The following is a 22,353-nucleotide window of genomic DNA, read 5'->3' on the forward strand; positions in this document are numbered from 1 at the left end:
GAGGGTTGCCCGCCATGGACCGGGAGATCTACGACGAGGACCACGAGGCGTTCCGCGACGTCGTCAAGGAGTTCATCAAGCGCTACGCCACGAACGAGAAGCGCGAGCAGTGGGATGCCGACGGTGAGATCGACCGGGCGACGATGCTCGCCGCGGGCGAGGCCGGGATCATCGGCCTGTCGGTCCCGGAGGAGTTCGGCGGCGCCGGGATGCTGCAGGACTACCGCTTCCGGGCGATCGTGCTCGAAGAGACCATCCAGTCCGGCAACGGCTCGCTGGCCGGCGCGTTCGGCATCCAGGACGACCTCGCAGTGCCCTACCTGGTGCACATGGGCACCGACGCGCAGAAGCAGAAGTGGCTGCCGAAGATGGCCACCGGCGAGGTGCTCGGCGCGCTCGCGATGACCGAGCCGGGCGCGGGCTCGGACCTGCGCGGCATCAAGACCACCGCCAAGAAGGTCGACGGAGGCTACCTCGTCAACGGCGCGAAGACGTTCATCTCCAGCGGCAAGACCGCCGATGTCGTCGTGACGTTCGTCAAGACGGGCGAGGGCAATCGCCCGGACGCGTTCAGCCTCGTCCTGATCGAGGACGGGATGGAGGGCTTCGATCACGGCAAGAAGCTGAACAAGGTCGGCTTCCACGGCTGGGACACCGCCGAGCTCAGCTTCACCGATGTGTTCGTGCCGGAGGAGAACCTGATCGGCGGCGTCGAGGGCAAGGGCTTCATCCAGCTCATGATGAACCTGCCGCTGGAGCGCTTGTCGATCGGCGTCGCGGCCGCGGCTGCCGGCGAGGCCGCGCTGAAGTGGACGCTGGACTACACGCTGAGCCGGGATGCGTTCGGGCAGCCGGTCGCGGACTTCCAGAACACCCGGTTCGCGCTGGCCGACATGGCGACCACGGTCGACGTGATGTGGGCGTACATCGATCGTGCGATGCTGCTCTACAAGGACCGCAAGCTCACGCCGGAGGAGGCCGCGAAGGTCAAGTTCTGGGCCACTGAGCGCGAATGGGAGCTGCTGGACCTGGGCGTGCAGCTGCACGGCGGGTACGGCTACATGCTCGAGTACCCGATCGCCCGCGCCTGGACCGACGCGCGCGTCCACCGCATCTACGGCGGTACGAACGAGGTCATGCGCGAGATCGTCGCGCGTCAGGTGACCGGCCGCAAGTAGGGGCCGGGGCTCAGGCGTCGGCGGCCGGCGTCGCGGCGATGACGGCGACCGCGCGCGCGAGCTCGTCGCCGGTGGGGATCGCATCCGGGCTCATCAGCCAGAGGATGCCGAGGCTCTGCACGAGCACGTAGTCGAGCTTCGCGACCGCTTCGACGTCGGCGTCGGCGAGCTCCGGCCGAGCGGCGCGCAGCTGCTCGGCCATGCCGGCGTAGCCCTGACCCGTCGCCGCGGCGAGCTCGCGACTCGTCGTCCCGTCGCGCAGCACGCGCACCGCGTTCTCCAGGCTCGCCAGCAGCGCCTCGCGGTTGGCGGCGAAGATCTCGGGCATGCGGTTCCACAGCGCGGCGAACCCGTCGAGCAGGGGGGCGTCGGCGTGCTCGGCGACGACGTTCTCCATGGCATCGCCGATGCCGCTGCCCAGCGACTGCGTGAGCGCCTCGGTGATCAGCTGCTCCTTCGACCCGAAGTGGTAGCCGATCGCGGCGAGGCTGACTCCTGCCGCCGTCGCGATCTCGCGCGCGGTCGCTCGGGCCACTCCGTGCTCGAGGATCACCTGGCGCGCGCCGGCGAGAAGGTCTTCGCGGTTGCCCATGGCGCCAGTCTAAGACAAATGAATGAGACGCGCGTACTAGACAGATGTGCAAGCGGTCTGTTAGACATACGTATTAGACATTTGTCTCATCAGATTGGAGCACCTCATGACCACGCACGACAGCAGCATCCGCGTCCTCGTCTCGGGCGGCGGCATCGCCGGCCTCGCCCTCGCCCTGCAGCTCGTCCGCCAGGGCGTCCGCACCACCGTGGTCGAGCGCGCGAGCGCGCCCCGGCCCGGCGGGCAGGCGGTCGACCTGCGCGGCGCCAGTCGTGAGGTGGCCGAGCGGATGGGCCTGATGCCCGGCATCGAGCCGCACCGGCTGCACGAGGAGGGCCTGGCCTACGTCGACGGCCGCGGACGCGTGTTCGGCCGCATGTCGATGGCCGCATTCGACGGACAGGGCGCCGTCGCGGAGGTCGAGATCGCACGTGGCGACCTCGCCGACGTGCTCCTGGCGGAGCTGACTGCCGCCGCCGAGGCCGCGCCCGGCCTGCTCGACCTGCGCTACGACGACCGGATCACGGCGCTCGACCCTGCCCTCGACGGCGTGGACGTCGCATTCGAGCACGGCGCGCCCGAGCGCTACGACGTCGTGGTCGGCGCGGACGGCGTGCATTCGGCCACGCGGCGGCTCGCCTTCGGGCCGGAGGAGCGGTACGCCACCGGGCTGGGCGGATACGCCGCCTTCTTCACGATGCCCACGCCCGCCGACATCGAGCCGGGATGGTTCTCGATGCGGTTCGTGCCGGGGGCCACCTTCGGCATCAGGCCCGACCTCGACCCGACGACGGCGAAGGCGATGCTGACCCTGCGCGTGGACAGCGATCCCCGGCTGCGCGCAGACCGCGGCCGGCAGGAGGCGCTGATCCGCGGCCTGCTGCAGGATGCGGGATGGCGCGCGCCCGAGATCCTCGACGCGATGGGCGCGGCATCCGACTTCTACTTCGACGAGCTGCTGCGCATCGACCTGCCGAGCGCGGTGAAGGGCCGCATCGCGCTGCTCGGCGACGCCGCCTCGTGCGGCTCGCCCATGACCGGCATGGGCACCGCCACCGCCCTCGTCGGCGCCTACCTGCTCGCCGCGCGCATCGCGGATGCCGGCGGCGACCTGACCGGCGCGCTGCAGCGATACGACGCCGACGTCGCGCCGTTCGCCGAGGCGGGCAAGAAGGTTCCCGGGGGCGGCATCCAGCGGATGGTGCCGGCGAGCCGCGCCGAGGCCGTCCTCTCGCGGGTCATGACCGGGCTGATGATGTCGCGACCCGCGCGTCCGATCGTGCGCCGCATGTTCGTCCAGGGGGCGGACGACCTCGCGCTTCCGGTCGCGGGCGACGCACCTGCGCGCGTCGCGTCCGCTCGTTAGCCTGGGGGCGGGCAGCGGAAGGGGAGTGCATGGCGTACGACCCGGATCGGGAGTGGCCGTTCCTTGCCCGGGACGCCGAGCTGGACGCGCTGTGCACGACGATCCGGGCCGGTGTCGACACTCCGGATGCTCCGGGCGGGGCCGTCATCGTCGCGGGTGCGGGTGTGGGGAAGACGCGGCTCGCCCGTGAGGCCGCGCAGGCCGCCGCCGCCCGCGGCATCCCGACGCTGCGGGTGGTCGGCACGCGTGCGACGCGGCAGACGCCGTACGCGGCGGTCGCCCACCTCGCCGCCCACACGGGGCCGGAGGAGGATGCCGCGGCCCGGTACCGCGCGGTCGCCGCGGCGCTGCCGGCCGACCCGCGACCGCTGCTCGTGGTCGACGATGCGCAGCTGCTCGACCCGGCCAGCGCCGCCCTGATCCTGCACCTGGTGATCACCGCGGCGGTCACGGTGATCGCGACCGTGCGCCGCGGGGCCGTCGTCCCCGACCCGATCACGGCGCTGTGGGCGGACGAGCTGGTCACGCGGATCGACCTGACGCCCTTGCCCCCGCGGGAGCTGGAGGAGGTGCTGCGGGCCGCCCTCGACGAGCGCATCACCGCCGCCAGTGCGCACCGGCTCGCGGCCACCGCGGCCGGCAACGCCCTGTACGCGCGGGAGCTCGTGCGCGCCGCGGTCGCCTCGGGGGCGCTCGCCGAGACGGACGGAGTCTGGACCTGGGACGGCACCGTCGTGGTGGGCGATCGGCTGGTGGATGCCGTCGGCCGCCGCCTGGGCGGACTGTCGGCCGACGACCGCGTCGCGCTGACCCGGCTCGCGGTGGGCGAGCCGCTGTCGCTCGGGCTCGCCGAGCGGGTCGCCGAGCCCGACGCCCTCGCCCGGCTCGAGCGCGAAGGCCTGATCCGGATCGAGGACGGGCTGTGCCGCCTGGACCATCCGGTGTTCGCGGACGTGCTGCTGGCGGATGCGGGGGTGGCGACCACGCGTGCCGCGCTGCGCATCCTGGTCGAGGCGTCCGAGCAGCTCTCTCCCGGCGAGGACCTGCTGCGCCGCACCACGTGGCGCCTGGAGAGCGGGATCGCTCCGCCGCCGGACGACCTCGTGCGCGCGGCACGACTGGCGCTGACGGCGTTCGACCCGGCACGGGCCTCGCGCCTGGCCGAGGCGGCGATCGATGCGGGCGCGGCGGATGCGGCGCAGGCGCGCGTGGTGTGGGCCATCGCCTGCAACCAGCAGGTGCGGTTCGCCGAGGCCGCGCGGCTGCTCGCCGTGGCCGAGCGCGATGTCCTGCGCACCGGTTCGCCGGCGCTCCGCCGCGAGTGGCTGGACGCGAGCGTGGTCGCGCTGCACCAGGGGCTGGGCCGGACCGCGGACGCGGAGCACCTCCTCGAGCGGGTCGAGGCCGCGACATCCGCCCGCCCCGCCGACCGTCGGCTCGCCCGCGCGCTGCGCGCGAACATCCTCGCCGACGACGGGCGACTGGCCGAGACCGTCGACCTGACCCGCGCCGTCCTGGGCGACGATGCGCCGCCGGACTACGCCGCCGTGGTCGCCGCATCCTCCCTCGGCGAAGCGCAGGCCACGATGGGGCTGACCCACAGCGCGCGGCAGACTCATCGGATGCTCTACGCGCTGAAGGACGCGGGGGTGCCCGAGGCGCAGCGCGCCGGAGACTACGCGGCGCTGCAGGAGCTGATGTGCCAGATGCTGGAGGGCCGCGTCGACGAGGCATCCGTCGTCGCCGAGGGCGTCTACCGGATGCTGGTGGCCGGCCACGAGCACACCACGGTCGGGCTCGCCGCACTGGTGGCGGGGCGGTGCCGGCTCGGACAGGGCAGGATCGCCGAGGCCGCGCAGACCATGCGCGAGGCGGTCGACCTGCTGCGCCGCACCGATCTGGACGGCGCGCTGCCCTGGGCGCTGAGCATCCTCGCCCAGATCGAGGCGCTGCGCGGCGACGTGGGCGCCGCGCAGGAGGCGCTGGACGAGAGCCGCGCTCAGCACCGCACACCCGTGCCCGCCCGCTCGCGGTTCGACCTGATCCTGGCCGAGGTGCGCGTGCGCACCGCGGCCGGCGACCGCACCGGGGCCGCCCGCATCGCCCTCGCCGGCACGACACACGCCGGCGGGGACGGAATCGAGCAGTTCACCGTGTACCGGGCCCAGCTGCGGTACCTCGCCGCCCTGCAGGGCGGCGATGCGGCACTGCTCACCCCGGAGCTGGCGGCGGATGCCGCGGCCTGCGAATCCGAGCTGGTCGCGCTCATCGCCGATGCCGTCTCGGCGCTGGCGGCGTCGGATCCGACGACGCTGGCCCGAATCGGCGAGCGGTTCGAACAGCGGGGGCTGCGGCTGGAGGCGATGGACGCGGCCACGGCGGCCGCTCGCCTCCTCCGCGAGGACGGACAGGCCGCGCGCGCCGCACGTCTGGAGGCGCGCGCTCTGCGACTGGCCCGGCAGTGCGGCGTGGAGATGCCCCGCTCGCCGACCGGCAGGCTCCGGCTCAGCCGGCGCGAGCAGGAAGTCGCCGCGCTCGCCGCGGAGGGACGGGCCAACGCCGAGATCGCGCAGCGGCTCACACTCTCTGTCCGTACCGTCGAGTCCCACCTCTATCAGGCATTCGGCAAGCTCGGGGTGCAGCGTCGCGAAGACCTGGCCGCGGCGCTGTCGCCGACACCCGATCGCCCGGAGACGTTCTCAGAGTTCTGATCCGACGCAGAAGGAACGCTCAGCGCGCTCTGGGCGGTCTTTGTCATTCCGAAGTGCTTACTGAGGAGAGCCGATGCTGCGCGTCGGCGGCGGACCGTCGCAGGACGCGGAGGATGCCGCGGCACTCGGTGACGGTGCGGGCGAGTGCCGCACCGGGTCGCCTGCCACTTCCCGCTGCAGATGACGACGGCCGGGCTCATCCCGGGGCGTCCCGACCTGCCGCGGCCCGAGCCGGGGTGTTGATATATCCCCCGCCCACGCGAAATCGGCAATATGTGCGGTTTCGGGTCCCTGGGCGTGCATATTCCGGATCTCGCGAACGGTCCGGGGCCTTCTTCCGCGGCAGCAGCTATGGCTGCCAGGGGAAGAACGTGCCGAACAGGGCTGCCGAGACCGCCAGGAACAGCAGCACGAACACGACATCGCGCGCACGGAACGGCACCGGGTGGCGCTCGGTTCGGTCCGGGAACGCGCCGAAGGCACGGGCATCCATCGCCAGCGCCACCCGTTCGGCGTGCCGGATGGCGCCGGCCAGCAGGGGCACGATCGAGCCGAGGCCGCGACCCAGCGCGGCGAACGGACCGCGCTGGTCGCCGGCCGCGCGCACGCGATGCGCCTGCCGGATGACCTCGTGCTCGCGTCCGAACCGGGGCACGAAGCGGAAGGCGGCGATGGCCGTGTAGCCGACGCGGTAGGGCACGCGCAGCTGCTGGACCAGCGACCGGGCCAGGTCCGGCCCGGTGGTGGTCAGGCCGGCGATCAGGGCGAGGGCGATGATCGCCGCCAGCCGCAGGCCGGTCGACAGGCCGGTCTGCAGGGCCGCGCCGTAGAGCACCCAGTCGCCGATCCGGAGCACGGTGACACCGTGGTCGACGCCGGCCGGATCGGCCCACAGCGAGAAGCCGAGACTCATCACCGCCGCCAGCACCGGGATCACCGCGAACAGCATGACCGCCAGCCGCGCGGTCAGGCGCGCACCGACGAGCACCACCGCATATGCGAGGGCGAGGAAGGCGAGCGGCGTGGCCAGGTCGCGCACGAAGACCAGGAGGATCATCGCCGGCGCCGGCGAGAGCAGCTTGGCCAGCGGGTTCAGCCGGTACAGGAAGCGCACCGGCGAGGCGGGGGCCGATTCGGCGTACGGGTCCAGCGGCAGGGAGGCGGTGCTCACGGTGCGCCCTCCACGGGGCCGGGCAGGTCGGCCAGCCGGGTGATGGCGGCCAGCTCGGGGTGGCCGGCCAGCTCGGCCAGGGCGAGGCGCAGCGGCGGTGGGCGGAGCCCGGCCCGGGCGATCAGCGCGGCGTCGGCGAAGACATCCGCCGTCGGCCCATCGGCGAGGACCCGCCCGTCGCCGAGGACCACCGTGCGGGACGCGTACTCGGTGACCAGCTGCATGTCGTGCGTGACCACGATGACGGTGGTCCCGTCGGCGTTGAGCCCGGCCAGCAGATCGAGCAGCTCGTCGGCGCGGGCCCGGTCCTGGCCGAACGTGGGCTCGTCCAGCGCGAGCACCGGCGCGCCGGCCACGAGGGCCGTGCCCACCGAGAGGCGGCGCTTCTGCCCGCCGGAGAGCAGGAACGGATGCACGTCGGCGCGGTCGGTCAGTCCGAACCGCGCGAGCACGTCCGCGATCTGTGCCTCGGCGTCCGCGCGCGGCAGATGCCGCAGGCCGTACGCCAGCTCGTCGTGCACGGTATGGGCGACGAACTGGTGCTCCGGGTTCTGGAAGACGAACCCGATCCGTCCGGTCACCTCGCGCGGCTTCATCCGGGTGATGTCGCGGCCGTCGATCCGCACCGTCCCGCGGGGCGGGCGGGTGACCCCGGCGATCGCGTGCAGCAGGCTCGTCTTGCCGGCCCCGTTCGCCCCGATCACGGCGACGAACTCGCCGGCGCGGATGTCGAGGTCGACCTCGTGCAGCACCTCGGTCCGGCCGCGGCGCAGCGTGAGACCCCCGACCGAGACGACGGGATGCGCGTCAGGTCCGAGCGGGGACGTGTCAGGTCCAAGCGGGGACGTCTCAGGTCCCTGAGCGAGGGAGCGCAGCGACCGAGACGAAGGGCCGGCCACCGCAATGTCCCGGCGCTTCGTCTCGCTTCGCTCGCTCAGCGACCTGGGGGCCGGGGTTCCCCGCTCGCTCAGCGACCTGGGGGCCGGGGCTCCCGTCTCGCTCAGCGACCTGGGGGCCGGGGCTGGACAGGCCTCCAGCGCGGCGCGCAGCTCGGACGGGGTCAGCGGCAGCGGGTCGAGCGCGTATCCGGCGCGGCGCAGCGTGAGCGCGGCCAGCGCCGAGGTCGGCAGCCACACGCCGAGCGCGTGCAGTTCGGCCGCCCGTGCGCGCAGGATGTCGTCGACCGGACCGTCCGCGATGGTGCGGCCCGCGGCATCCAGCACCACCACGCGGTCGACGAACTCGACGGCGTGATCGAGGTTGTGCTCGACCAGCACGATGGCGCGGTCGCCGGAGGCGACGATCTCGGCCAGCGCGGCGTACACCTCTTCGATGCCCTGCGGGTCGAGGTTGGCGGTCGGCTCGTCGAGCACGAGCACCGGCGATCCGAGGGCCAGGGCGGCGGCGATCGCCAGGCGCTGGCGCCCCCCGCCGGACAGGGCGTCCGGGTTCTCGTGGCGGCGATCCCACAGGCCGACGCGCCGCAGCGCGGTCTCGGAGCGGCCGAGCACCTCGGCCACCGGCAGCCGCAGGTTCTCGGGCCCGAACGCGACCTCGTCCAGCACCGTGCCGGTGACCTGCTGGGCGTCGGGGTCCTGGAAGACCATGCCGACCCGGGTGGACAGCACCGACACCGGCGTCTCGACGGTGTCCAGGCCCCCCACGCGGACCATCCCGGTGACCTCGGCGGGGATGTCGTGCGGGATCAGTCCGTTCAGGGCCAGGGTGAGCGTCGACTTGCCGGATCCGCTCGGGCCGAGCAGCAGCACCACCTCGCCGCGGCGCACCTCGAACGTCGCAGCAGCGGGGGTGAAGGCATCCTCGCCCGCGTGCCGGATGGCGAGATCGCGCACGCGCAGCAGCGGCACGGACCCGGTCATCGCCGGCCGATGCCGGCCTGACGAAGGCCCGCGCCGATCGCCAGGGCGATGGCGGTCCAGGCGATCGGGCCGAGGACCGAGAGCACGAGGTAGGAGATCTGCGCCCACGGCGCCATCGAGGCGAGGTTGACGACGAAGCCGACCACGACCGCCACGAGGATGCCGATCACCGCGCCGGAGATGAAGAAGCGCCACGCCCGCCACACCCGGTATCGGGTGACGGCGGCCACGAGTTCCTGGATGCCGCCGAACAGCACCGCGGTGCCCAGGAACCGCCCCGCCCACTGCGGCGCCATCGCGCTGGCCACGAGCGCCGCGAGCACATGCGCCAGCAGCGCCACCCAGGGCAGACGCAGCACCTCCTGCGCGATGATGCCGGGAATCACGTGCGCGCCCAGGACGAAGCCGTAGATGATCGGCACCCCCGCGATCACGACCGGGGTCACCCAGCCGGCGATACCGCCGAGGATGCCGGAGGCCACGCCGATCGCCGCGCACACCAGCAGGACGCGGGTGGAGAGGGCGGAGGTCGCGGGCATCCGTCCAGTCTATCGGCGAGGTGAGGGTAGCCTTAGCCGGTCCACTCCACGGTCAGACCGTCCACGTCGTGCTCGTGCAGGTACTTCTGCACCACCGGGCACAGCGGCACGACCGTCTCGCCGCGGGCCGCGACATCCGCCATCGCGCCCGCGACCAGCGTGCCGGCCAGACCCTGCCCGCGGAAGCTTGGGATGATCACCGTGTGCGGCATGACCAGGCGACCGGCGGCATCCGTGCTGATCTGGGTGTAGCCGGCCAGCTCGCCGCCGACCGTGATCACGTAGCGGCCGTTCGCGTCGTCGCGCGAGACGGCGGTCTCTGAGTCAGCCATGCGGGTTCCTCTCGTCGCAGTCTCCAACGTAGGCCGTGCCGGGTGTGTTCCGCGAGGGCGGATGCCGCACCCGGTACGGCAGACTCGAGTGATGACCGCCCCCCTGATGGATCTGCTCGCCGGCGCCGATGCGGACGCCGTGTACGACGGGTTCGTCGAGTGGGTGGGCCAGCGCGGGCTGACGCTCTACCCGGCGCAGGACGAGGCGGTCATCGAGCTGGTCTCGGGCGCGCATGTGATCCTGTCCACGCCGACCGGCACCGGCAAGTCGCTGGTGGCGGTCGCCGCGCACGCGGCGGCCGTGGCATCCGGCAAGCGCACCTTCTATACCGCCCCGATCAAGGCGCTGGTCAGTGAGAAGTTCTTCGCACTGGTGGAGATCTTCGGCGCCGCGAACGTGGGCATGGTCACCGGGGACTCCTCGGTGAACCCGGACGCGCCGATCGTGTGCTGCACCGCCGAGATCCTCGCGAACATGGCGCTGCGGCAGGGCGCCGACGCACCGGTGGACCAGGTCGTGATGGACGAGTTCCACTTCTACGGCGACCCCGAGCGCGGATGGGCCTGGCAGGTGCCGCTGCTCCTGCTGCCGCGGGCGCAGTTCCTGCTGATGTCGGCGACCCTCGGCGACGTCACCGACATCGCCGACGATCTGACCCGGCGCACCGGCCGGCGCACCGCGCTGGTGACGGGCGTGGAGCGGCCCGTGCCGCTGCACTTCTCGTACGAGGTGCGCCCGGTGCACGAGGTGCTCGAGCTGCTGCTCCGGGACGGCGAGATCCCGGTCTACATCGTGCACTTCTCGCAGGCGGCGGCCGTCGAACGCGCCCAGGCGCTGTCGAGCGTCAAGGTGATCAACCGCGCCCAGCGCGACGAGATCGCCGAGGCGATCGGCGGGTTCCGCTTCTCGACCGGATTCGGCAAGACGCTGTCCCGCCTCGTGCGGGCGGGCATCGGCATCCATCACGCCGGGATGCTGCCCCGGTACCGCCGGCTGGTCGAGACGCTCGCCCAGCGCGGGCTGCTGCGCGTGATCTGCGGCACCGACACCCTCGGCGTCGGGATCAACGTGCCGATCCGCACCGTGGTGATCACCGAGCTGACCAAGTTCGACGGGACCCGGATGCGGCAGCTGTCCGCCCGCGAATTCCACCAGGTCGCCGGCCGGGCCGGCCGTGCCGGCTTCGACCCGTACGGGAACGTCGTGGTGATGGCCCCGGAGTGGGAGATCGAGAACGCCGCCGCGCTGGCCAAGGCCGCCGACAACCCGGCCAAGCGCAAGAAGATCGTGCGCAAGAAGGCCCCCACCGGTGCCGTGAACTGGGGCAAGGGCTCGTTCGAGCGGCTGGTGGCCGCCGTCCCCGAACCGCTCGTGCCGCAGCTGCCGCTGACCGCCGCGATGCTGATCAACGTGATCGCACGCGGCGGCGACGTGTTCGCGCACGTGCGCTCGCTCGTGTTCGACAACCACCAGACCCGGCCGCAGCAGTACGCGCTCGCGCGGCGCGCGCTGGCGATCTTCCGCACGCTGCGCGATGCCGGGATCGTCGAGACTCAGGTCGTTGAGCGAGCGCAGCCCCCGGTCGTTGAGCGAGCGCAGCCCCCGGTCGTTGAGCGAGCGCAGCGAGACGAAACGCCCGGGACACCGAGCATCCGCCTCACCGTCGACCTGCAGCCGAACTTCGCGCTGAACCAGCCGCTGTCGCCGTTCGCGCTCGCCGCCATCGATCTGCTCGACCCGGAGGACGCGCCGGATTCCGCCGGCTCGGGGCACTACGCGCTCGACGTCGTGAGCGTGATCGAGGCGACGCTGGACGATCCGCGGGCGATCCTCGCGCAGCAGGAGCACAAGGCGCGCGGCGAGGCGATCGGCGCGATGAAGGCCGAGGGGCTGGACTACGACCAGCGCATGGACGCGCTCGAGGAGATCACGTACCCGAAGCCCCTGGACGAGCTGCTGCGGCAGTCGTACGAGGTGTTCGCGTCGAGCCAGCCCTGGATCCGCGACTTCGAGCTCAAGCCGAAGACCGTGGTGCGCGACATGTTCGAGCGGGCGATGTCGTTCTCGGAGTTCGTCTCGTTCTACCAGCTCGCCCGCAGCGAGGGGCTCGTGCTGCGCTACCTCTCCGACGCGTACCGTGCGATCCGGCAGACCGTGCCGCTGGAGGCCCGCAACTCCGAGCTGCTCGACGTCATCGAGTGGCTGGGCGAGCTGGTGCGCCAGGTCGATTCGAGCCTGGTCGACGAGTGGGAGCAGCTCGTGCATCCCGCCGTGGACCCGGATGCCCCGGTGGTGCCGCCGGCCCCGCCCTCGGTGGTGGCGAACCACCGGGCCTTCACCGTGCTGGTGCGCAACGAGCTGTTCCGCCGGGTGCAGCTGGCGGCCCTGCAGCGCGACGACGAGCTGGTCGCGCTGGACCCGGATGCCTCCTGGCCCGAGGCCCTGGACGAGTACTTCGCCGAGCACGACACGATGGGCATCGATGGGCGCGCTCGGTCGCCGCGTCTGTGCACGATCGACGAGGGAGCGGCCGCGTCGGGTCTGTGGCGGGTCGAGCAGACGATCGACGACCCGGCCAGCGACCACGACTGGCGCATCCGCGCCGAGGTCGACCTGGCCGAATCGGAGGATGCCGGGGCCGCCGTGGTCCGGGTGACCGAGGTCGTGCGGCTGTAGCCTGCGCGCTGGCCGGCGCCGGGCCCGCGCCGCTGCTGGGCCCGCGCCGCGCGAACGCTGCCGCGGCCCGCGCCGCTGCCGCAATTCGCCGAAACCAGGGGATCGCCGCGGGACAAGGGACGTCCCCCTGGGTTTCGCGGAGGATCCCCGGTCTCGCCGGGGTCGCGATGCGCAGAATCTGACGGCGCTGGAGGCGATTCCACCCCGCTGCCCGGTGCCGACACGACCGCTAGGCTCACGAGGTGGACGTCCTCGGCATCGATGTCGCCCCCGTGCTCGCCGCGCGCTGGCGCGAATGGCTCATGCCCGCATGCCAGCCGTTTGTCATTCCCGGAGACGTCGCGACGGTCCGCGGTTGGAGCGATGAGCGCGCCGAATTGACGTTCCTCGACCGGACGCAGGCACGTTCGCTGCCTCCTGATCTGCGGCGGACGCAGCGTGCGCGACACCGCTGGCCGACAGGGGATGTCTCCGCCGACATCGAGCGGACGGTCCGGTTCGTCGAGCGTGCGCGACTACCCAGCCGTCACACCGAAGTGACCGAATGGATTCTGCCGGGTGCCCGCGAGCTTGGCGGAACGTTTCCGGATGGCAGCGGACCTAATTGCTTCGGCGTCGTGATGGCTGCGGCCGGCGTCACAGGCGCTGCGGGAAAGTGGATGCAGATCGCGCCGTTCGAACGCTGGGTGGAAGCATCCACCATCGACGGCGGATCCGACGACGAGCCCGGAACCGTGCTGCTGTGGCGAGATCAGCGCGGCGAGCCTGCGCACGCTGCTGTGACGCTCGGCGGCGGATATGCACTGAACAAGTCGTCGCAGGGGTGGATGTCGCCGACCCAGGTGTTCACGGTGCGCGAGGTGATCAATCGATCCCGATACCGAGGGCTCCGGCTGGAGCGACGCCGGATCGTGTGAGCGTGTCCTTTGCGAACCGTCAACCCCCGCGCCGCCGCCTCGGCCCGAGGCTCGGCGCGGCCCGAGCCGCGGCCGCAACTCGCCGAAACCAGGGGATCGCCGCGAGACAAGGGACGTCCGCCTGGGTTTCGCGGAGAATCCCCGGTCTCGCTGGGCGCCGGTCACGGCAGGTAGACATGGAGACCGCGAGGGTTGACTTCTGCCATGAGCCTGAACATCAAGAACGACGAGGTTCACGCGGCCGTCCGCGAGCTGTCCCGGCGCCTGGGTGTGAACCAGACGTCCGCCGTCGAGATCGCCGTGCGTGCGAAGCTCGCCGAGCTGGGGGACGAGCAGCAGCGGGTAGACCGCGCCCGCCGCATCCGGGCGGCGGCCGAGGCGGGAAGGATGGCGTTCCGCGATGTCGATCTGCGGGCGGCGGCGTAGACTCTGGGCGCCCGCACATCGAGGGAGCTGTCATGGTCAGCGTGAGCGTGCGATACATCGTGGCCGACGTCGATGCCGCGATCGACTTCTACACCCGTCACCTCGGGTTTCACGAGGTCATGCACCCGGCGCCGTCGTTCGCGATGCTCTCCCGCGGCGATCTGCGGCTGAACCTCAGCTCGCCGAGCGCGCAGGGCGGCGGCGGGCAGGCGATGCCCGACGGCACCGTGCCGCAGCCGGGCGGCTGGAACCGGTTCGCGCTGGGGGTGACGGATCTCGACGAGATCGTCCGCATGCTGCGCGCGGCGGGAGTGCGCTTCCGCAACGAGATCGTCACGGGCGTGGGCGGCCGCCAGGTGCTGATCGAGGACCCGTCCGGCAACCCGGTCGAGCTGTTCGAGCCGACCCTGCCCGAGGCGCGACTCGGGTGAGTGGGCTCAGCCCTCGCGCGGCGGATTGTTCATGAACTCGATGCGGATGCCGTTGTCGTCTTCGACGAACGACGCGTAGTACCGGTCGGTGAATCTGGGGTAGAGCTTCGGCGCCCGCACGACCGACCAGCCCGCGTCCGTCGCGATCTCGTGCAGACGATCGACCTCGGCGCGCGACCCGACCTCGAACGCGAGATGCTGCCAGCCCACGCGGCCGTGCACGTGCGGTCCGCTGTCAGGTTCGCGGGCGGGGAGAAGGATGAATTCGGGTTCGTCATCGCGCTGCCAGCTCGAATCGTTCTCGCGGTCGAACCGCTCGAAGCCGAGGGCCTGCATGACCGGGTCGAACTGCTCACGGGCGCGGTCGATGTCGGCGACGGAGATGCTGAGGTGGTCGAAGACGAGCATGCGGGCGAGTCTAAAGGCGGGCGCCGACGCCCACCAGGAGCGGAGGATGTCGGCCTTGGCGCCGGCCACCGTGTCGCCGGGCCCGGTTAGCCTGGACCGGTGAGCACTCCCGCCGGCGACCCGTACGCAGACATCGTCTGGAGCGACGACGACGCGCCGCCGGACGAGTGGGCTCCGCCCGAGGACGAGTGGATGCCGCCGCCCGACGCGCGCACCGCCGGCGCGCTGCGCGGAGCCTCGGGGCGCGTGGGCCCACCGCCGGACGGGCATGGGGCGGAGAGCGTCGTTTCGTCTCGCTCCGCTCGCTCAACGACCGGGGGGCAGTCCGCTCGCTCAACGACCGGGGGCGGGCAGAGGTTCACGGGCGCCGACCCGCTGCACGTGCTGCACGAGGTGTACGGGTACGACGCGTTCCGCGGCGAACAGGCCGCGATCGTCGCGCAGGTCGTGTCCGGCGGCGATGCCGTCGTCCTGATGCCCACCGGCGGCGGCAAGTCCGTCACCTACCAGGTGCCGGCCCTGGTGCGCGAGGGCACCGGACTCGTGATCAGCCCGCTGATCGCCCTCATGCACGACCAGGTGGACGCGCTGATCGCCAACGGCGTGCGGGCGGCGTACCTGAACTCCACGCAGTCGGTCCCCGAGCGCACCGCCGTCGAGCAGGCGTTCCTGGCCGGCGAGCTCGACCTGCTCTACGTCGCCCCCGAGCGGCTGAACGTCGCGCAGACCACGGCGCTGCTCGGCCGCGGACGACTCAGCGTCATCGCGATCGACGAGGCCCACTGCGTGTCGCAGTGGGGCCACGACTTCCGACCGGACTACCTCGCGCTCGGAGATCTCGGTGCGCGATTCCCCGGCGTGCCGCGGATGGCGCTGACCGCCACGGCCACCCGCGAGACCCACCGCGAGCTGACCGAGCGGCTGCACCTGCCCGCCGCGAAGCACTACGTGGCCAGCTTCGACCGGCCGAACATCCAGTACCGGATCGAGCCGAAGGTCGACGCCCGCCGACAGCTGGTGCAGTTCATCCGCACCATGCCCGAGGGTGCGGCCGGAATCGTCTACACCCTCAGCCGCAAGAGCGTCGAACAGACCGCCGAGCATCTGCGCGGGCAGGGCATCGATGCGCTCGAGTACCACGCCGGGCTGCCGGCCGAGGTGCGCGCGCGGCACCAGTCGCGGTTCCTGCGCGAGGACGGCGTGGTGATGGTCGCCACGATCGCGTTCGGCATGGGCATCGACAAGCCCGACGTCCGCTTCGTGGCCCACGTCGACCTGCCCAAATCGCTCGAGGGCTACTACCAGGAGACCGGCCGCGCCGGCCGCGACGGCGGGCCTTCGGTCGCCTGGATGGCCTACGGCCTGGGCGACGTCGTCCAGCAGCGCCGGTTCATCGACTCGTCACCCGGCGACCGCACCTACAAGATGCGGCTGGGCCAGCACCTGGACGCCATGCTCGCCCTCTGCGAGACGGTGGGATGCCGCCGCCAGAACCTGCTGGCGTACTTCGGCGAGGCATCCGAACCGTGCGGCAACTGCGACACCTGCCTGACCCCGCCCGACACGTTCGACGGGCTCGTCCCGGCGCAGAAGCTGCTGTCGACGATCGTGCGGCTGCAGCGTGAGCGCGGGCAGGCCTATGGAGCGGGCCACCTGATCGACATCCTGCGCGGCGCGACCACCGAGCGCATCGTGCGGTTCGGGCACGAGCAGCTCGCGACGTATGGCGTGGGCGCCGACCTGAGCGATCAGGACTGGCGCAGCGTCGTGCGGCAGCTGCTCGCGCGCGGCCTGCTCGTGGCCAAGGGCGAGTACGGCACCCTGGCGCTCGGCGAGGCGGCCGCAGGCGTGCTGCGCGGCGAGACCGATGTGCCGCTGCGGCGGGATGTGCTCGGCCGGACGACGCGCCCTTCGTCTCGCTCCGCTCGCTCAGGGGCCGGTAAGGCGTCGGATGCTGTCGCCCCGGCCGACCGTGGGCTGTTCGAGGCGTTGCGGGCCTGGCGGGCGGAGCAGTCGCGCGAGCAGGGCGTGCCGGCCTATGTCGTGTTCAACGACGCGACGCTGCGGGCCCTGGCCGAACACCGGCCGACGTCGGTGGACGCGCTGGATGGCATCACCGGCATCGGAGCCAAGAAGCGCGAGGCCTACGGCGAGGCCGTCGTCGCCGTGATCGCGGCGGCGTGATCCGGCACCACAGAGTCCCGAGCATCACTGCATCAGTCATGGTGATGCTATGATGCAGGCATGCGCACCACCATCACGTTGACGCCCGAGGCCGAGTCGGTGATCCGCCGCATGATGGACGAGCGGAAGCTGTCGTTCAAAGAGGCTGTGAACTCCGCCATTCTCAGTGCGCCACGCCATGAGGCACGCGAACGATACGTGCTGCCCTCCTTCACCCTCGGCACGCGGGTCCCATTGGATGACATCAAGGGTCTGCTCGGGCAACTCGACGACGAGGACTACCTGCGCAAGCAGGAGTTCGGCAAATGAAGCTCGTCGACACGAACGTTCTCGTGTACGCCGTGGTCTCGGATGCGCCGCACCATGCGCGTTCGAAGGAGTGGCTCGAGCGCGCGTTCGGGGGCGTTGACACCGTTCTGCTGCCGTGGGTGAGTCTTATCGGCTTCATCCGGATTGTGAGCAATCCGCGTATCCACGAGAGCCCCGTTGCCGTGGATGAGGCACTGCGGGTGGTCGACGAATGGCTGGAGCGCGCGGTATCCGTCGCTCCCGTACCGGACGCGCGCCATCCCCATCGCATGCGCGAATTGCTCACTCCGATCGCCGCGTCGGGCGGGAACATCGTCAACGACGCTCATCTGGCAGCGCTTGCCGTCCAGTACGGCGCAACAGTCGTGACGTTCGATTCAGACTTCGGCCGGTTCCCCGGGGTGAAGTGGGAGCAACCGGGTCCGGGCTGAGTCTCCGAGGCACACTAGAAAACCGAACGATATTCGTTTTATGCTGGGGGCATGAGACGAGACCTCTCCGAAGACGCTGCCGTCGACGCCCGATACCGCGACGCCTCCCTTCCCACCGACGAGCGCGTCGAGATCCTCCTCGGGCAGATGACGATCGAAGAGAAGGCGGGTCTGCTCTTCCACACGATGATCGCGATGGGCGCCGGCGGTGAGCTGTCGGACGGCGACCCGACCTTCGGGCTGCCCTCGAACCGCGAGTACGTGATCGAGAAGGGCATGACGCACTTCAACCTGTTGGGGGTGGCTCCCACGGCGGGCGAGATCGCACGCTGGCACAACAAGCTGCAGGAGCTGGCGGCATCCACTCGCCTCGGCATCCCGGTGACGATCTCGACCGATCCGCGGCATGCGTTCAGCGAGAACCCCGGCGCCTCCATGCTGTCCGGGCCGTTCTCGCAGTGGCCCGAGCCGCTCGGGCTGGCCGCCACCGCCGACCCCGAGCTGGTGCAGCGCTTCGGCGATATCGCCCGGCAGGAGTACACCGCGGTCGGCATCCGCGTCGCCCTGCATCCGCAGGTGGACCTCGCCACCGAGTCGCGCTGGGCGCGGCAGCTGCAGACGTTCGGCGAGGACCCCGAGCTCGCGGGCGACCTCGGTGCGGCCTACGTGCGTGGCTTCCAGGGCGAGTCGTTCGGCCCCGGGTCGGTCTCGACGATGACCAAGCACTTCCCCGGCGGCGGCCCGCAGCGCGATGGCGAAGACCCGCACTTCGCCTACGGGCGCGAGCAGGTCTACCCCGGCGGGCAGTTCGAACTGCACCTGACGCCGTTCGAGAAGGTCTTCGCCGCCGGCGGCCGCCAGATCATGCCGTACTACGGCATGCCGGTGGGCACCGAGTACGAAGAGGTCGGCTTCGGCTTCAACAAGTCGGTGCTCACCGGACTGCTGCGCGAGCGCTTCGGCTTCGACGGCATCGTCTGCACCGACTGGGGCCTGATCACCGACAACGAGATCATGGGTCAGCCCTTCCCGGCACGTGCCTGGGGCGTCGAGCACCTGACGCCGGCCGAGCGCATGCAGAAGATCCTGGATGCCGGAGCCGACCAGTTCGGCGGCGAGGCCTGCGTCGATCTGCTGCTCGAGCTGGTTGCATCCGGTGCGGTCAGCGAGGCGCGGCTGGATGTCTCGGCCCGCCGGCTGCTGCGCGAGAAGTTCGCGCTGGGTCTGTTCGAGAACCCGTACGTGGATGCCGCGGCCGCCGATGCGATCGTCGGGTCGGCCGAGTTCCGCGCCGCGGGCGAGGACGCACAGCGCCGCTCGATCGCCGTGCTCAGCAACGGCGGAGCGCTGCCGTTCACCGCCGGCGCCCGGCTGTACGTCGAGGGCATCGACGCCACCGTCGCCGGGGCGTACGGGCAGGTCGTCGCGACCCCGGGCGAGGCCGACCTCGCGATCCTGCGCCTGCAGGCGCCGTACGAGCAGCGCGCGACCATGTTCGAGAACTTCTTCCACGCCGGCTCGCTCGACTTCGCCCCGGAGGTGATCGCGCACGTGGCCGAGGTCGCGGCATCCGTCCCCACCGTGGTCGACGTGTTCCTGGACCGCCCGGCGATCCTGGCGCCGATCGTCGAGGCCGCCGACGCGGTCGTGGCGGACTGGGGCGTGAGCCCGGCCGCGCTGCTGGACGTGCTCAGCGGCGCGGCGCCGGCACAGGGCCGGCTGCCGTTCGATGTGCCGCGCTCGATGGCGGCGGTCGAGGCATCCCGCCCGGACGTGCCCTTCGACACGGCCGACCCGCTCTTCCGGTTCGGGCACGGGCTGAGCCTGTAGCCCGGCGGCCGTGCAGAACTCCGGAGATTTCGAGCACGCACGGCCCGGCTCCCCCGAATTGGGGGTGTGCCGCTCCGGATCTCCGGACTTCTGCACCGGCGTCGCCGCGGGGCGCCTTCGTGCAACCGGTTGTCACTAGGATCTCAGTGCGCAGAACGCGCCTGTGAATCACCTCTGGCAATCGGTTGACAAAACGGCCGGACGAGCGCATGATGGACCCATGCCCGCGACGACGCAGACCGACATGGCGCTGATGCCCGCCGATGAGAAGACCCGTGATGTCGCCCTCGAGCTGTATGCCGAGGTCGCCGACGCCGCGATCATCTCGCCGCACGGCCACGTCGACCCGGGGATGCTGCTGCACGACATGCCGTTCGCCGATCCGGCCGAGCTGCTGATCACCAAGGACCACTACGTCACCCGGCTGCTGTTCGCCTCGGGCGTGCCGCTGGAACAGCTCGGCGTGGGCGCCGCGGGCGCGTCGGCCGACCCGCGCGAGATCTGGCGCGCACTCGCGTCGCGGTGGCACCGTTTCGCCGGCACGGCGTCGGCGTACTGGCTCGACTACGAGCTGCGCACGCTGTTCGACATCGCCGACGAGCCGAGTGCAGACAACGCCGACGTCCTCTACGACGCGATCAGCATGAAGCTGGCCGAGCCCTCGTTCCGGCCCCGGGCCCTGTTCGACCGGTTCCGGATCGAGGTGCTGGCCACCACCGACGACCCGCTCGACGACCTCGCCGCGCACGCCGCCCTCGCCGCCGACCCCGGCTTCGGCGGGCGCGTGCTGCCGACCTTCCGACCCGACGCCTACCTCGATCCCGACGCCGAGGGCTTCGGCGAGCGGGTCCGCCGACTGGTCGAGACCACCGGGCAGGCGACATCCTTCGCCGGCTACCTGATGGCGCTGCGCGAGCGCCGCGCGCACTTCGTCGCGCACGGCGCCGTCTCGGCCGATCATGGCGTGCTCGAGCCGTACACCACCGACCTCGACCCGGCCGCCGCGCAGGATCTGTTCGCGCATGCGATCGACCATCGGCTGGATGCCCGGGCCGCCCGCGAGTTCCGCGGGCACATGCTCTTCCAGATGGCGAAGATGAGCGTCGACGACGGCTTGGTCATGACGATCCACGCCGGGGTGCGCCGCAACCACCACCGCCCGACGTTCGACGCCTTCGGCCCCGACACCGGGCACGACGTCCCGGTGCGCACCGACTACACCGAGAACCTGCGCCCGCTGCTGGAGGCGTTCGGCACCGCGCCCGGCCTGCACATCGTGCTGTTCACGGTCGACGAGACGAGCTTCTCGCGCGAGATCGCGCCGCTGGCCGGCTTCTACCCGAGCCTGTACATCGGCGCCCCGTGGTGGTTCCTCGATGCGCCGGACGCGATCCTCCGCTTCCGCTCGGCCGTCACCGAGACTGCCGGGTTCTATCGCTCGAGCGGCTTCATCGACGACACCCGCGCGTTCCTGTCGATCCCCGCGCGGCACGATGTCTCGCGGCGGATGGATGCCTCGTTCCTGGCGCGGCTGGTCGTGGAAGGCCGGATCAGCCCGCCCACCGCCCGCCGGATCGCACGCGACCTCGTCGACGCGATCCCCCGCGAGGTGTTCAAGCTGTGATGGAGCTGAATCGCGCGAGCCTGTCGGCCGCCGGCATCCCCTCCGCTCCCGACCCGGTGCGCATCGTCCACCTCGGGCTGGGCGCCTTCCACCGTGCACACCAGGCGTGGTACACCCAGCGGGCGGGCGACGGCTGGGGGATCGCCGCGTTCACCGGCCGATCGCCGCGGGCCGCCGGGCCGCTCGCCGCGCAGGACGGCGTGTATGCGCTGGTCGAACGCGGCGTCGACGGCGATGCCGTGCGGGTCATCACCAGCATCGTCGAGGCCCGCGACGGCGCCGACCTCGACCGGCTCAGCGGGCTGATCGCCGACCCGGCCGTGGGCGTGGTCACGCTGACGATCACGGAGGCCGGCTACCGGCTGGATGCCGCCGGAGCCCTCGACCTCGACGACCCGGATGTCGCGGCCGACATCCGCGCACTGCGCGGGACGGGCGCCCCGAAGACCCCGCTCGGCCGCCTCGTGCGCGGGCTGCAGGCACGCCGCACCGCCGGCGCCGGGCCGATCGCCGTCGTGTCGTGCGACAACATCCCGGCCAACGGCGCCGTCACCCGCCGGGCGCTGACGCGCCTGGCCGCCGAGGTCGACGCCGCACTGGGCGCGTGGGTCACCGGCAGCGTCTCGTTCGTCAGCACCAGCGTCGATCGGATCACTCCGGCCCACACCGGCGAGGTCGAGGCCGTGAGGGAGGCCGGCTGGCACGACAACGCCACGGTGATCACCGAGCCGTTCTCCGACTGGGTGCTCGAGGGCGAGTTCCCCGCCGGCCGCCCGGCCTGGCACGAGGCCGGCGCCCGCTTCGTCGACGACATCGGCCCCTGGGAGGACCGCAAGCTCTGGCTGCTCAACGGCGCGCACACGATCCTCGCGGTCGCCGGCCCGCCCCGCGGCCACACCACGGTGGCAGAGGCCTTCGCCGACCCCGCCTGCCGTGCGATGGTCGACGCGTTCTGGGCCGAGGCCGTCACGTGCCTGCCCGCCGAGGTCGAGCACGTCGCCTACCGCCGGCAGCTGGCCAGGCGCTTCGCGAACGCCCGCATCGTGCACCGGCTCGACCAGATCGCCGCCGAGACCACCACCAAGATCCGCTACCGGCTCGTCCCGATCGCGCGGCAGCTGCGCGCGCGGGGGGAGGATGCCGCCGGCACGATCGCCGCGCTCGCCGACTGGGTGTCCGCCGCCATTGCGGGCATCCCCGTCGCCGATCGGGAAGCGGACGCGGTGGCGGCTGCAGCATCCGCCCCCGATCCCGTCGCCGCGCTGCTGGCCCTCGTCGCGGCCGACATCGACCCCGACTTCATCACCAGGGTGCGCGCCCGTCGCGCACTCACCCCGATCGCGTAAC

Annotated in this window: 19 protein-coding genes; 13 read left to right on the forward strand and 6 right to left on the reverse strand. The window is 71.8% G+C overall.

Going from position 1 to position 22,353, the window contains the following annotated elements; all coding sequences use genetic code 11:
* Window positions 1-14: 14 nt before the first annotated feature.
* Window positions 15-1,178 (forward strand): acyl-CoA dehydrogenase family protein, encoded by a 1,164-nt coding sequence (locus tag AC0L6F_RS11880; protein ID WP_274636777.1) that lies wholly within the window; start codon window positions 15-17, stop codon window positions 1,176-1,178.
* A 10-nt stretch (window positions 1,179-1,188) separates the two neighbouring features.
* Here the strand turns inward: AC0L6F_RS11880 and AC0L6F_RS11885 are convergent, their stop codons facing one another.
* Window positions 1,189-1,770, reverse strand: coding sequence for a TetR/AcrR family transcriptional regulator (locus AC0L6F_RS11885; protein WP_473538046.1), 582 nt, complete (start codon window positions 1,768-1,770; stop codon window positions 1,189-1,191).
* A 106-nt stretch (window positions 1,771-1,876) separates the two neighbouring features.
* Here AC0L6F_RS11885 and AC0L6F_RS11890 point away from each other — a divergent pair, with 106 nt between their 5' ends.
* Both AC0L6F_RS11890 and AC0L6F_RS11895 read left to right on the forward strand, forming a co-directional pair.
* Window positions 1,877-3,136, forward strand: coding sequence for an FAD-dependent monooxygenase (locus AC0L6F_RS11890; RefSeq protein ID WP_473538047.1), 1,260 nt, complete (start codon window positions 1,877-1,879; stop codon window positions 3,134-3,136).
* Window positions 3,137-3,165: 29 nt separating this feature from the next.
* Window positions 3,166-5,847, forward strand: coding sequence for a helix-turn-helix transcriptional regulator (locus AC0L6F_RS11895; RefSeq protein WP_473538048.1), 2,682 nt, complete (start codon window positions 3,166-3,168; stop codon window positions 5,845-5,847).
* Window positions 5,848-6,196: 349 nt separating this feature from the next.
* Here AC0L6F_RS11895 and AC0L6F_RS11900 read toward each other — a convergent pair whose 3' ends face one another.
* Genes AC0L6F_RS11900 through AC0L6F_RS11915 form a run of 4 tightly spaced genes read right to left on the reverse strand, consistent with a single transcriptional unit; the run spans window position 6,197 to window position 9,769 of the window.
* Window positions 6,197-7,018, reverse strand: coding sequence for an energy-coupling factor transporter transmembrane component T family protein (locus tag AC0L6F_RS11900; RefSeq protein WP_473538049.1), 822 nt, complete (start codon window positions 7,016-7,018; stop codon window positions 6,197-6,199).
* Window positions 7,015-8,898 (reverse strand): ABC transporter ATP-binding protein, encoded by a 1,884-nt coding sequence (locus tag AC0L6F_RS11905; RefSeq protein ID WP_473538050.1) that lies wholly within the window; start codon window positions 8,896-8,898, stop codon window positions 7,015-7,017. The genes AC0L6F_RS11900 and AC0L6F_RS11905 overlap by 4 nt, the downstream gene beginning before the upstream one ends.
* A complete protein-coding gene (locus AC0L6F_RS11910) occupies window positions 8,895-9,437 on the reverse strand; it encodes an ECF transporter S component (protein WP_274636783.1) in 543 nt (180 codons plus the stop codon). Before AC0L6F_RS11910 ends, AC0L6F_RS11905 begins: the two co-directional genes overlap by 4 nt.
* 32 nt (window positions 9,438-9,469) lie before the next feature.
* Window positions 9,470-9,769: a GNAT family N-acetyltransferase gene (locus tag AC0L6F_RS11915; RefSeq protein ID WP_274636784.1), complete on the reverse strand. Its 300-nt coding sequence runs from the start codon at window positions 9,767-9,769 to the stop codon at window positions 9,470-9,472.
* Between the two features lie 91 nt (window positions 9,770-9,860).
* Here AC0L6F_RS11915 and AC0L6F_RS11920 point away from each other — a divergent pair, with 91 nt between their 5' ends.
* The 4 genes from AC0L6F_RS11920 (at window position 9,861) to AC0L6F_RS11935 (ending at window position 14,220) form a co-directional block, all read left to right on the forward strand.
* A complete protein-coding gene (locus AC0L6F_RS11920; RefSeq protein ID WP_473538051.1) occupies window positions 9,861-12,446 on the forward strand; it encodes a DEAD/DEAH box helicase in 2,586 nt (861 codons plus the stop codon).
* Window positions 12,447-12,688: 242 nt separating this feature from the next.
* Window positions 12,689-13,363, forward strand: coding sequence for a hypothetical protein (locus AC0L6F_RS11925; protein ID WP_473538052.1), 675 nt, complete (start codon window positions 12,689-12,691; stop codon window positions 13,361-13,363).
* 204 nt (window positions 13,364-13,567) lie between these two features.
* The gene (locus AC0L6F_RS11930) at window positions 13,568-13,789 is read left to right on the forward strand and encodes a type II toxin-antitoxin system VapB family antitoxin (protein ID WP_259610971.1); all 222 of its coding nucleotides are present in this window, start codon (window positions 13,568-13,570) and stop codon (window positions 13,787-13,789) included.
* Window positions 13,790-13,821: 32 nt separating this feature from the next.
* On the forward strand, window positions 13,822-14,220 hold the full coding sequence (locus AC0L6F_RS11935) for a VOC family protein (protein ID WP_473538053.1): 399 nt from the start codon (window positions 13,822-13,824) through the stop codon (window positions 14,218-14,220).
* Window positions 14,221-14,226: 6 nt separating this feature from the next.
* Here AC0L6F_RS11935 and AC0L6F_RS11940 read toward each other — a convergent pair whose 3' ends face one another.
* The gene (locus AC0L6F_RS11940) at window positions 14,227-14,697 is read right to left on the reverse strand and encodes a VOC family protein (RefSeq protein ID WP_473538054.1); all 471 of its coding nucleotides are present in this window, start codon (window positions 14,695-14,697) and stop codon (window positions 14,227-14,229) included.
* 30 nt (window positions 14,698-14,727) lie between these two features.
* Between AC0L6F_RS11940 and recQ the strand changes: the two genes are divergently transcribed.
* The 6 genes from recQ to AC0L6F_RS11970 all read left to right on the forward strand — a co-directional run bounded on the left by recQ (window position 14,728) and on the right by AC0L6F_RS11970 (window position 22,352).
* Window positions 14,728-16,812 (forward strand): DNA helicase RecQ, encoded by a 2,085-nt coding sequence (recQ, locus tag AC0L6F_RS11945; protein WP_473538055.1) that lies wholly within the window; start codon window positions 14,728-14,730, stop codon window positions 16,810-16,812.
* 60 nt (window positions 16,813-16,872) lie between these two features.
* Window positions 16,873-17,121 carry a hypothetical protein gene (locus AC0L6F_RS11950; protein WP_259610974.1) on the forward strand — a complete coding sequence of 83 codons (249 nt, stop codon included), beginning with the start codon at window positions 16,873-16,875 and terminating at the stop codon, window positions 17,119-17,121.
* Complete coding sequence (locus AC0L6F_RS11955; RefSeq protein ID WP_259610975.1) at window positions 17,118-17,552, forward strand: TA system VapC family ribonuclease toxin; 435 nt, start codon at window positions 17,118-17,120, stop codon at window positions 17,550-17,552. Before AC0L6F_RS11950 ends, AC0L6F_RS11955 begins: the two co-directional genes overlap by 4 nt.
* A 51-nt stretch (window positions 17,553-17,603) precedes the next feature.
* Window positions 17,604-19,382: a glycoside hydrolase family 3 protein gene (locus AC0L6F_RS11960; RefSeq protein ID WP_274636788.1), complete on the forward strand. Its 1,779-nt coding sequence runs from the start codon at window positions 17,604-17,606 to the stop codon at window positions 19,380-19,382.
* 220 nt (window positions 19,383-19,602) lie between these two features.
* On the forward strand, window positions 19,603-21,006 hold the full coding sequence (gene uxaC, locus AC0L6F_RS11965) for a glucuronate isomerase (protein WP_473538056.1): 1,404 nt from the start codon (window positions 19,603-19,605) through the stop codon (window positions 21,004-21,006).
* Window positions 21,006-22,352 (forward strand): mannitol dehydrogenase family protein, encoded by a 1,347-nt coding sequence (locus tag AC0L6F_RS11970; RefSeq protein WP_473538057.1) that lies wholly within the window; start codon window positions 21,006-21,008, stop codon window positions 22,350-22,352. The genes uxaC and AC0L6F_RS11970 overlap by 1 nt, the downstream gene beginning before the upstream one ends.
* The last annotated feature ends 1 nt before the right edge of the window (window position 22,353 follow it).

This window comes from Microbacterium sp. G2-16M (genome assembly GCF_055809115.1).